Origin of the sequence: Chamaesiphon sp. (assembly GCF_041737865.1) — a bacterium.
Taxonomy (GTDB): domain Bacteria; phylum Cyanobacteriota; class Cyanobacteriia; order Cyanobacteriales; family Chamaesiphonaceae; genus Chamaesiphon.
Window position 1 is genome coordinate 1 of the sequence record NZ_JBGSQZ010000300.1, and the last position, 11,640, is coordinate 11,640.

Consider the following 11,640-nt stretch of genomic DNA (forward strand, 5'->3'; position numbering starts at 1 on the left):
ACTAACTCGTGCATATCCAACCAGAGCCATACTGAAAAACTCCAAGTTGTACTCATATATCTCATTATTCTTTAGACTTTAAGAGAAAGGTATTTTGAGACATAAAAAGAGACATGATAAGGATGTGTCTCAGAAAGTATACTTTCTGAGACTGTTTTTTCTTTGCTGGTAAGGGTTTCAAGGGTATTGTGTCAAACTCCGTTTTTCACTAATCCCCCTTTTGGAGGGTTTATGCAAATAACCCCAAAACATCCTCTTTGGTGAATTTGAACAACGGATTTCAGACAGGATTGAACAAGCTAAAGCTGCGGGTAGTTACGAGCGCGGTGTTGAAAATCTGTTCGGCGATGGCGGTTTTGAAATTATCGAGACTCAAATTCTCAATACCCACTCATCTGGTGCTGAGACTATTTGCTACTCGATTGATAAGCTTAACAAACCACACTTAGTTTCGATCGACAGTGCCCAGCATATCGCGAATACTCAAGGGTTTAATTTCTATCGTCATGCTAAAACTGGTAATTTAGCGATCGGGGGTTTAATCGATAAACGGATCAAACGCGATGGTTCGGCTGTGGATGTGATGGCAATTTATCAGCCTGTTTCTAGCAAATCGTGGCATAAACTCGATCTCCCCGATTTCGAGAAAGTTTGGATACCTGAGACACCTACAAACCAATACTGGAAACAATGGCAGCAATTAATCGATCTGGCTCCTGAATTCGAGCGCGAACGCATCTACTTGATTTGTGGATTATTATTACCTGTTTGGAAGCAGTTACCCGATAGTAATCCTAAAGTCTTCCGCCTACAGACGAATGATGGTCGAATTTTACTCGGTCGAGCGATCGATCCACATCAAATCGAGAAGGTTTTCAGTAACTTTGGTTTGAAAGATTTAATTAAACTCAATGCTGAGGATATTTTCAAGTTGGTGTGGGAGGATCGTCAGGTGAAATCTGTGGGTCAGTGGGAGTTGCAACGGAATTATTATAAAGGAGTCGATCGGTTGGAGGTGTTGGCCGTTTATGGTAGCGATAATATCGATTGGCTCAAGGCTGTGGGCTGTTTTACTGAGATTATTCAACATCGGACTAAGGTGTTTGTCCCTGTTGATAATGCGGTTGAAATTATCGATCTATTATTGACTAGTCAATAAATTGAAGTTTGTTTACAAATCTTCCTCTAACTCATAGTTAGAGGAAGATTTATTTTGTATGACTTTCCGACAATTAATCGACCCAACCGTTGGCGTTGGCGGAGCCTGCCATAGGCACAGCCTCTCCATTGTCAGCAATATCACTTCTTCGATCGACTACTTAACAAACATTTTTACAAAAGGATTTAGCATTTATATACCGATACAGACAAGCTACTGGAGCTAATTGGGATAAGATTGTGGGACATTGCATCCATCCCCCCTCATGCTTGCTACCCCCGAAATCGGACAGATCGTTAACGTCCGCGCCCGTCAGTATTTAGTCGAATCAGTCACTCCACCGATTCATCCTCAAGGGGATACATTGGTGTCGTTGGCTTGCTTGAATGATGACGCTCAGGGGCAAGTGCTAGAAGTCTTTTGGGAACGGGAGATCGATGCGGCGATTTTAGAAAATTCGACTTGGGAGCAGGTTGCTCAACGGGGATTCGATCGACCCCACTACTTCTCAGCCTATCTCCATACGCTGCGCTGGAATTGTGTTACCTCTACCAATCCCAAGTTGTTTCAGGCTCCTTATCGGGCGGGGATTGAAGTTAAGGCGTATCAATTGGAACCATTGCGGAAGGCGTTGTTAATGCCTCGCGTGTCGCTGTTTATTGCTGATGATGTGGGTTTGGGGAAAACGATCGAGGCGGGGCTAATCTTGCGGGAAATGATTATGCGCCAGAAAATTCGGCGGGTGGTAATTGCTTGTCTGCCGTCGGTGGTACGGCAATGGCAAGAGGAGATGGAGAGCAGATTTGGGCTGTTATTTCAGGTAATCGATCGCGAGTTCTTTGCGAGTAAGCGACGGGAGCGCGGCTATGGGGTGAATCCTTGGGCTACTCACAATCGGTTTATTATCTCTCATGCTTTGATACGGGATGAAGCTTTTGCGGCACCTTTGCGTATTTGGCTGGAAGAATTTGCGCCTGGTTCGATGTTGATTTTGGATGAAGCGCATAACGCTGCACCAGCGAGTGGTTCGCGGTATGCGATCGATTCTCAACTTACCAAAACTATGCGGGAATTAGCACCGCGTTTTGAACACAAGTTATTTCTCCATAATGGGCACTCTAACAGCTTCACAGCCCTGCTCGAAATCCTCGATCCGCAACGGTTCTGTCGTGGGGTATTCGAGCCAGAGAAGCATCAAAAAGCATTGGAGACGGTGATGGTAAGGCGGTTGAAGCAGGATTTGCGAGATACGGGAGATGGAGACTTCCCGCAGCGGAAGATTATCCCGATCTCGATCGAGGGTTTACCTGTAGATGCTCCAGAATTGGTTCTCGCCCAAGCTCCAGCAATATCGCACCTGTCGGGAGCAACGACTCAAAGACGCGCCTAAGTCTACTCAGAATACCGCCAAGCTGGTAATTACTTCCCTGCAAAAACGGTTGCTTTCATCGATCGAAGCCTTTGCACGGACGTTGAAAGTACATCGATCGTCGATCGAAAGGCAAGCAGAGAAACAGCGTCAATCTGACACACAAGAATTTCCCCTACTGTATCAATCGATCGGTTCTGATGACGATCGAGCCGAACTAAGCGAAGCTGAAGTTCAAGCGGAAGAAGATGCTCAGATGACTAGAGCCACCCAACAGACTAATCGAGAGATTGGGACTGAAGAGTTGGCACTATTGGCGGAAATGGGGAATATCGCTCAGAATGCTCGGCATCAGGCGGATGCGAAGGTACAGCATTTGGTGGCTTGGATTAAGGAGTATATGTGCCCAAATTTAGGACAACTACAAGCTGCTTGGAACGCTCGCCGTCTGTTGATTTTCACTGAATATTTGGACACCAAAAGTTATTTAGAACGGCAACTTATACAAGCGATCGGTAACACTTCCCAACGGCTGGGATTCTTTCATGGCGGCATGGGCGAACAGAATCGCGAACAGATTAAGATCGCTTTTAATGCCGATCCGCATACTCATCCGTTGCGAATTTTGATTGCTACTGATGCGGCGAGAGAAGGGATTAATCTTCAGAACTATTGCGCCGATCTGTTTCACTTTGATATCCCGTGGAATCCCAGTCGGATGGAGCAGCGGAATGGACGGATCGATCGCAAGCTTCAACGGGAAACTGAGGTGCGGTGTCACTACTTTATTCTCACGCAACGGGCGGAAGATCGGGTACTCGATGTATTGGTCAAGAAAACAGCCACCATTCAGCGGGAGCTAGGCAGTCTGTCACCAGTGTTAGAGCGGCAAGTACCTAAATTGGATACGGGGATTTACAGCCAGCAGGAAGCCCAATTGACGGCGCAGATTGAAGATATCGATAGTAAGTTAGTGGGTAAATCCGATGAGTTATTAGTCGTTGGCGGAGCCTCTCTGCAAGAGAATCGACGAATTAATATTCAAGAGCAACTAGAGATCGCCCGTCCACCACAACAGAAACTACTCACCGAACTGGCTCAACTCGATCGAATGCTCAAGGATTCTCAAGAGTGGCTCGGTTTGGACGATCGACTATTTCGGGACGCGCTCTCAGTCTCATTAGAAATCATGGGCGCACCGAGTTTAATACCGTTGGATGCTAGTGCGGCACTAAAGGATAGAGACAGAGCGCAATGGATCGTTCCCCAGCGGGATAGCCAAACTACCGATCCGGCTTGGGCGGCTACGTTAGATAGTTTACGAGCAGTGCGGAAGCCAGGGCAAAAGCTGTGGGATTGGCGCAATGAAGCCCCTGTGCGTCCTGTAGTCTTTCGCGATCCTGGTTCTTTGGATGGGGAAGTGGTGCATCTCCATTTAGAGCATCGATTGGTGCAGCGGTTACTCGGTCGCTTTCTGGCGCAGGGATTCGTGCATAATGAATTGACTCGCGCCTGTGTCTGTCTGACTGACGATCCGCTCCCGAAGGTAATTGTGCTGGGGCGGCTGTCATTGTATGGTGCGAGAGCTAGTCGGCTGCATGACGAGATTGTGGCGATAGCAGCAGAATGGATCGAGCCGGATTTGCGAGGGAAGGGGAAGCTGAAGGCGTTAGGCGAAAGTGACAAGGAGAATGTACTGGCTACATTGGAGCAGTCTTTGGCTAATCCGAGGTTGCGGGATGTATCGATTGGGATTCAAGAGCGATTGCGATCGTTTGCGGCTCAAGATGTACTGGAATTGTTGCCCAATCTGGAGAAACGAGCGGCTACTTTGGTAGAAAGAGCGACGAAGAAGTTGACTGAGCGCGGGGTACGGGAGGCTGCGGAAATGAAGCAGTTATTAATCGAGCAGCAGCAATCGATTCTGGCGAAGGAAAAGCAACACGGTTATCAACTTTCGTTATTTAACGCTGATGAGCTACGTCAATTAGAAGCCGATCGCAAACACTGGAGAAAACGTATCAACGATCTAGAGTTAGAAATTAACACTGAGCCGCAACGGATTGAGGAAATTTATCGCGTTAAAGCCGATCGAATTGAGCCTGTGGGTTTGGTGTATTTATGGCCTGTGAGTAAATAGAAAGATCGCCCCAACAATGTGACAAAATACTGTTAGTTATTGACATATAACAAGATTTTGGCGATGACACTCCCCGATCCTATTTTGACATTAGTGGAAGAACTCGGTATCTTACAGAATCGCGATCTGACAGCGCGAGGGATACATCCTCAGCAACTTCGCCGTTTGGTAAATGCTGGGAAATTAGTGTGGGTTAGTCGGGGGTTATATAGTTTACCTAGTGCCGATTTGACTGAGTTCCAAACTTATGCCGAAGCCTGTACCCGATTTCCACGCGGTACCCTCTGCCTTTTATCCGCTCTACGCTTTCACGAACTGACTACCCAAAATCCCATGCAAGTATGGATGGCGTTTGATAATCGGTGGGGAACTCCAACCGATGAAATGATTCCATTACGTCGGATCAATATGTCTGGTAAATCTCTGGCTGAAGGCATAGAAACCCATCTGGTAGCAGGTATTCCGGTGCGAGTATATAACATTCCCAAGACGATCGCCGATTGCTTTAAATATCGATCGACAATCGGTCTAGATGTGGCGTTAGAAGCTCTCAAAGAAGCCTGGGTAGCACGTAAGTTAGATCTCAATCTTTTGGCTCACTACGCCCAAATCTGTCGGGTGCAGAAAGTCATCCAACCCTATTTGGAAATGCTAGTGCTATGACGAAATCAGAACAGCTCGCTGCCTCAGTCCGCCAGCGGTTGAAGAATTTGACTGGTACTAATGATTTTCAAACGACGTTAGTACTTTATGCTTTAGAGCGATTGCTGTATCGGCTGAGTCAATCAGCCTATCAGCAACAGTTTGTCTTGAAAGGGGCACTGTTATTTAATATTTGGCTGGAGCATTCTTATCGATCGACACGAGATGCTGATTTTCTGAGTTTTGGTGATAGCACGCCGGAGAGAATCGAAGATATTTTTCGAGAATTGTGTGTTCTGGATGTTGAAGCAGATGGGTTGGAATTTGCGACGGATAGCGTCCTTAGTTCGCGGATTAAAGCCGATCGCGAATATGAAGGCGTGAGAGTTAATCTGGTTGCTTATTTGGCAGGAACGCGGACGCGAATTCCGGTACAAGTGGATGTCGGATTTGGGGATGCAGTTACACCCAGTCCGATCGAGATCGAGTTTCCCGTATTATTGAGTTTTCCCGCTCCGCAGGTATTGAGTTATCCCCGCGAAACGGTAGTGGCAGAAAAGTTTCAGGCGATGGTGATGTTAGGGATGAGTAATACGCGGTTGAAAGATTTTTACGACTTGTGGGTATTGGCAACAGATTTTAGTTTCGATGGCACCGTATTAGGGGCAGCATTAACAGCAACTTTCGAGCGGCGCAAATCGCTATTACCCCAAACGCTTGCTGATGTAGTAGCATTGACTCCTTTATTTGCGGCTGATGCTCAGAAACAACAGGCTTGGAGAGCTTTTTTACGCAAGCATCAGTCGTTGGCGAAGCCTCTCGGAACGAGAATCGCGACTGAGTTGAGTTTGATGGAAGTAGTGGAAATAATTCAGGAATTTTTGTTGCCAGTGAGTGCGATCGCAAGTTCGGGTGAGGTATTTAGTGGTAGATGGGTTGGGGGACAAAGAGGATGGCAGATCGCCCCCTAGCCCCCAATTCTGGGGGAACTAATCTCTTGAAGTCCCCCAAGCTTGGGGGATTTAGCGGCTCGCGCTCTGGAGGAAACCTCCAGATTGAGCGAGACAAGACAGGGGGCTAATAAATACCGATCGCTCAAACAAATTTATTACTACTACTTAATTCACATGGGCATCGATCCACAAATTTTAAAGCATCGGGAATGGTTGGGATTACTCCAGCCAGTTGGTTTGGTAGTGTCACCCCTAGCTCTGACTCGCGCTCAGGCGATCGTCGATATCAGTCGCCCGATCGAACTTCAAGCCCGTCTCCAAGAACTAGATTCGCTCGATTTTCCCACTTTTACTCAGCAGATTTTGGACTGGGAAGCGGCGGATTTAGTGCCACAGAGCGATCTACCGGACTCGATGACTTTAGCACTGCCAGAACATGGCGAACTATTGCAACCTACCTACGGCGTGAAAGATCCTGACAGTCAGGAATGGATTGTATTGGTGCAAGTAGTCGCAGATGGGCAGGAGTTGGACGATCGCCCAGCCAATAGTAGTTGGAATGCGACAGTGCAAGAGCGATTTGAGCGATTATTGCGATCGAGTCAAATTCCGACAGGTATCTTGTGGAATGGTGAAGCTTTGCGCCTCGTATATGCCCCACGGGGAGAATCTTCCGGTCATTTGACATTTCCCCTCGCGGCGATGGGCGAAGTGGCTGGAAGGCTAATTTTAGGGGCATTGGATACGCTGTTGAATGCCCAGCGGATGTTTAATGGTTCGAGCGATCGACGGCTGCCGCAGATTTTGGCGAGTAGTCGGGATTATCAGTCGGCGGTGTCGGAGCAGTTAGCCGAGCAGGTGGTGGATGCGCTGTGGGAATTACTGCGCGGTTTTCAGATCGCGGATGGGGCGGCGAATGGGCGACTATTGGGGAATGTGGGTGAGGATTGGAATCAGCATCTGTATGGGGGATTAATTACCACGCTGATGCGGTTGGTGTTTATGCTCTACGCCGAGGATGAGGGCATTATGCCCAACGATTCGGTGTATCAGCAGTATTATTCGGTATCGGGATTGTACGAGCAATTGCGATCGGACAATAGTAGCTATCCCGATACGATGGACGATCGCTATGGGGCTTGGGTTGGTTTATTGAGTCTATTTCGGTTGATTTATGAGGGTGGCGGCGCGACTCCAGATTATTTACCAGCGCGGTATGGGCAACTTTTCGATCCGCAGGAGTTTCCATTTTTGGAGGGAAATAGCCCCCTGAATCCGGCTCCCCCAGAATTGGGGGTTGGGGGGCGGGTTGGGGGGCAAATCTGCTCAACACTACCCCAGATACCCGATGGGGTAATCTATCGGGTATTGGATAAGCTGCTGATGTTGGATGGGGAGCGGCTGTCATATCGATCGCTAGATGTGGAGCAGATTGGCTCTGTCTATGAGGGAATTATGGGCTACACCGTCAATCGCGCTACCAGGATCTCGATCGGCGTGAACAGTAAGCCCAAGGGTTCCAAGGTTTCGACGACGGTGGTGGTAGATGTGGAAGGTTTATTGGCAGCTAAGTCTGGAGATCGTGCCAAGCTGCTGAAGGAATGGGCAAATTGCGAACTGGCGGCAAATGCAGCGAAGGGAGTCAAAGAAGCGCAGACGATCGATGCGCTGATCGCTGCTATCGGACAACGGGTTTCAGGGCGAACTAAACAGTTATTACCCGTTGGTTCGCTTTATCTCCAACCCACGGAGGAACGGCGCAGATCGGGTTCTCACTACACACCGCGCAAGTTGACTCAACCGATCGTTGAGAATACCCTCCGGCCAATTTTGGCAAGCTTAGGAGATACACCCACGGCGGCGCAAATTTTGGAGTTAAAAGTCTGCGATTTAGCGATGGGTTCGGGTGCTTTTTTAGTTGAGGCTTGTCGTCAGTTGGCGGAGCAGGTAGTTGCAGCTTGAAATCGCGGTGAATCGGTGGTTTTGAGTGGAGAGAAGGGAGAGGATGAGCCGCTGTTAATGGCGCGGCGGTTGGTGGCGCAGCAGTGTTTGTATGGAGTGGACAAGAATCCGTTTGCGGTGAATTTGGCAAAATTATCGCTGTGGTTGGTGACGCTCTCGCGGGATTTGCCGTTTACATTCTTGGATCACGCCCTCAAATGTGGAGATTCCCTAGTCGGGAGAACGCGGCGGTAGATTAATGCTTTTGGCAGATCGAATCACCTTTAAAGGGTTCGCCCATTGGGGAAGAGTTGAATAAAAAGCTGTTGGAAGTGAAACTATTTAGATCGGAGATTCAGGTACAGGATACTCGATCGGATGCTCAGGCGTTGGCGAAGGCGCAAATGTGGCAGTCGGCGGAGTTGGCTTTGGCGGGGGTACGGTTAAGGGGGGATGTTTCGATCGCAGCGTTCTTTGATGGGGTGGGTAAAAATAAGCAGGATCGGGAGGATCTGCGGCGGGATTATGCAGGGATGGTGCAGTTGCAGCCGGAGCGAATGATAGCGGTTGCAGCGCGGTTGCGGGAACGGGTAGTGCCGTTTAACTGGGAGATTGAGTTTCCAGAGGTGTTTGACAGGGAAAATGGGGGGTTTGATGCGATCGTCGGCAATCCCCCGTTTGCTGGCAAAAACACGACGACTAGTGGCAATGCTGAAGGCTAGCCCGATTGGCTCAAGGACACCTATGCTGAGTCGCATGGTAACTCCGATTTAGTTGCCTTCTTCTTTCGGCGATCGTTCGATTTATTGCGATCGAATGGCACAATGGGTTTGATTTCCACCAATACCATCGCCCAAGGCGATACCCGCTCTACTGGATTGCGGTTCATTTGTAATAATGGAGGTCTAATCTACAATGCCACGCGGCGATATAAGTGGCCTGGATTAGCAGCGGTGGTAGTAAGTTTGGTGCATATTATGAAAATACAGGAGACAGTCAAGTCTTGAATACGAAATTAGTAGAATCTTTAGTTCAAATGATTGAAGCTCTGCCTTCAGAAGATTATCTGCTGTTGCAAGGACAGCTTACCGATCGCAATATTCAAAAAACCGTGGGAGTATGCGGCGGATATGCACGTATCCGCAATACTCGAATTCCGGTTTGGACGCTCGTTTCGCTCCACAATCAAGGCGCAGATGAAGCCGAATTACTCCGAAACTTCCCCAGCCTAACTCTATTCGATTTGGCGGCTACAAGGGCTTATTATGCAAATCATCGCGCGGAAATCGATCGGCTGATTGTCTCCCATGATGAGGAAGATCTGCCGAATGGCTAGACTGTATTCAAATGAAAATCTGGCGATCGATCTAGTCGAAGCACTTCGCAAATTTAACCACGATATTCTCTCATCCTACGACGCAGGACAGGCGAATCAAGGGATTCCCGATGATGAGGTATTGAAGTATGCCACACTGAACGATCGCTGTGTCATCACATTCAATCGCGATGATTTTGTGGCATTACACCGCAATGGAGTAAGTCATGCTGGCATTATTATTTGTAAGGACGATCGAGACTACCTCAGACAAGCTCAGGTACTTCATGACTATCTAGAGACTCAGGATCGACTCCACAACCGCTTGATTCGAGTTCAGCGGCAAAATCAACCGAATTCGAGTCAAAAGCTATTCGTAATTCGAGAGTATTTGAGACAAATGAGAAAGATCGATCTGCCCATTATTCTCGATGGTAAACCTGTTGAGAAAATTACCGCTTTTCTATTTCATGCTGGAGGTAATAACGATCCTCAGAAGTTGATTGCTAATGAGGACAAAAGTTTTCAAGGTAGTGTGATTCTTGGTCTGGGGTTTACATTTGATGATAGCAATATCAACGTAACATCCATCGCTGAAATGCAACGTCTGATCGAAGAAAACCCTCGCAACCAAGAGTGCATATTTCCTTATATTGGTGGTGAGGAGGTGAATTCTAGCCCTACCCATACTCACCATCGCTATGTGATTAATTTTGCTGAGATGAGCGAAGAAGAAGCGCGCGAGTGGCCAGATTTGATATCGATTGTGGAAGATAAAGTTAAGCCTGAGCGGGCAAAACTAAACATGAATACTGCTGATGGTCGTCGTCGAGCAAGTACATGGTGGCTCTGGGGTCGATACACAAACGCTTTATTTAAAGCAATCGAACCACTCGACCGCGTTTTAGTTAGCACTCAAATAAGCAAATATAGAATGTTAACCTTCCTCCCAAAAGGCTACGTTTACGATCAGAGACTTGTTGTCTTTACTTTTGATACTTATTCTTCATTTACAATATTGCATTCGAGAATACATGAAATTTGGGTGATATTTATGGGAGCTTCTATCAAAGACGATCCTATTTATACTCCCTCAGATTGTTTTCAGACTTTCCCCTTCCCCGAAAACTGGGAAACCAACCGCGAACTAGAATCGATTGGACAAGAATACTACGAATTCCGCGCTGCCCTGATGATTCGCAACAACCAAGGACTCACCGCCACCTACAACAGATTCCACGACCCAGAAGAAGACGATGCAGACATCCTCAAACTGCGCCAACTCCACACCCAAATGGACACCGCCGTCCTCGCCGCCTACGGTTGAACAGACATCTCCACCACCTGCGAATTCCGCCTCGACTACGAAGACGAAGAACCATCAGACACCCAGCCCACAGAAGGCAAACGTCAGCGCAAAAAGCCCTGGCGATACCGCTGGCCAGAAGCCACCCACGATGAAGTCCTCGCCCGTCTGCTAGAACTCAATCAGCATCGCCACGAAGCGGAAATTTTGGGTGGTAAACAGGCTGAGAAGAAGGCCAATAAGTCCAAGGCGAAAGGTGCGAAAGCGAAGAAGCTCAAGGGGGTGACAGTGGAGAAGCAGCTTAATCTGATTCCGCCGGATGTGGAACAGTTGGACTTTTTCTGAACTTCACAACATTCGATAAATTTATCTAGATGAAAACAATTATTCCGGTATGTCTAGAGAATCAACGTTTTCTTCACCCTTGATTCTCTCTAATATTTTCTCTCTTTCCTCATCAGAGAATGGATAAAAGCTACCTAGATAAATATGTTGGGAATTAGCAATCCAAGGATTACCCAAATCTCCATCTGGCCGAGAGTTGTACCAGTAAAAAACATGAAGCCATCCAAAATATTCACTGTATTCATAAATACAAAGGATAGATGAATCTATCATTGAAAATATTTTCCTTGGGAGGCTAGATGTTTTTCTTGATTCAAGCCCACCATATAGAACCTGATTGACGGACAAAAGTCCGTAAGAATTATCGTAAAAGCTGATGAGTAATGGGTTTGAGGAAAAAAGAGAGGAGAACTGTTAAACTGTTTTTATCCAAAAAACCAGTACAGCTCGAATGCTCGAAACCTCCTCTC

Annotated in this window: 9 protein-coding genes and 2 pseudogenes; 10 read left to right on the forward strand and 1 reads right to left on the reverse strand. The window is 47.5% G+C overall.

The features are described from left to right. Window positions 1-583: 583 nt before the first annotated feature. The 10 genes and pseudogenes from ACEW9J_RS23290 to ACEW9J_RS23335 all read left to right on the forward strand — a co-directional run bounded on the left by ACEW9J_RS23290 (window position 584) and on the right by ACEW9J_RS23335 (window position 10,846). Window positions 584-1,159, forward strand: coding sequence for a hypothetical protein (locus ACEW9J_RS23290; protein WP_373547460.1), 576 nt, complete (start codon window positions 584-586; stop codon window positions 1,157-1,159). A gap of 265 nt (window positions 1,160-1,424) precedes the next feature. Further along, window positions 1,425-4,668: pseudogene (gene drmD / locus ACEW9J_RS23295) on the forward strand (DISARM system SNF2-like helicase DrmD). A 39-nt stretch (window positions 4,669-4,707) separates the two neighbouring features. After that, the gene (locus ACEW9J_RS23300) at window positions 4,708-5,331 is read left to right on the forward strand and encodes a type IV toxin-antitoxin system AbiEi family antitoxin domain-containing protein (RefSeq protein ID WP_373547461.1); all 624 of its coding nucleotides are present in this window, start codon (window positions 4,708-4,710) and stop codon (window positions 5,329-5,331) included. Further along, on the forward strand, window positions 5,328-6,281 hold the full coding sequence (locus ACEW9J_RS23305; RefSeq protein ID WP_373547462.1) for a nucleotidyl transferase AbiEii/AbiGii toxin family protein: 954 nt from the start codon (window positions 5,328-5,330) through the stop codon (window positions 6,279-6,281). The genes ACEW9J_RS23300 and ACEW9J_RS23305 overlap by 4 nt, the downstream gene beginning before the upstream one ends. Before the next feature lie 84 nt (window positions 6,282-6,365). Further along, complete coding sequence (locus tag ACEW9J_RS23310) at window positions 6,366-8,225, forward strand: hypothetical protein (RefSeq protein ID WP_373547463.1); 1,860 nt, start codon at window positions 6,366-6,368, stop codon at window positions 8,223-8,225. A gap of 21 nt (window positions 8,226-8,246) precedes the next feature. Next, window positions 8,247-8,459 (forward strand): Eco57I restriction-modification methylase domain-containing protein, encoded by a 213-nt coding sequence (locus ACEW9J_RS23315; RefSeq protein ID WP_373547464.1) that lies wholly within the window; start codon window positions 8,247-8,249, stop codon window positions 8,457-8,459. A 149-nt stretch (window positions 8,460-8,608) separates the two neighbouring features. Further along, window positions 8,609-9,010, forward strand: a pseudogene (locus tag ACEW9J_RS23320) (Eco57I restriction-modification methylase domain-containing protein); the annotation flags it as partial. Further along, the gene (locus tag ACEW9J_RS23325; protein WP_373547468.1) at window positions 9,011-9,211 is read left to right on the forward strand and encodes a hypothetical protein; all 201 of its coding nucleotides are present in this window, start codon (window positions 9,011-9,013) and stop codon (window positions 9,209-9,211) included. Beyond that, entirely contained in the window at window positions 9,208-9,540 is a 333-nt protein-coding gene (locus ACEW9J_RS23330; protein WP_373547465.1) for a DUF433 domain-containing protein, read from the forward strand. Before ACEW9J_RS23325 ends, ACEW9J_RS23330 begins: the two co-directional genes overlap by 4 nt. Beyond that, window positions 9,533-10,846 (forward strand): DUF5615 family PIN-like protein, encoded by a 1,314-nt coding sequence (locus ACEW9J_RS23335; protein WP_373547466.1) that lies wholly within the window; start codon window positions 9,533-9,535, stop codon window positions 10,844-10,846. Before ACEW9J_RS23330 ends, ACEW9J_RS23335 begins: the two co-directional genes overlap by 8 nt. Window positions 10,847-11,209: 363 nt before the next feature. On the opposite strand, the gene ACEW9J_RS23340 is transcribed toward ACEW9J_RS23335, so the two are convergent. Further along, window positions 11,210-11,443 carry a hypothetical protein gene (locus ACEW9J_RS23340; RefSeq protein ID WP_373547467.1) on the reverse strand — a complete coding sequence of 78 codons (234 nt, stop codon included), beginning with the start codon at window positions 11,441-11,443 and terminating at the stop codon, window positions 11,210-11,212. Window positions 11,444-11,640: the final 197 nt, after the last annotated feature.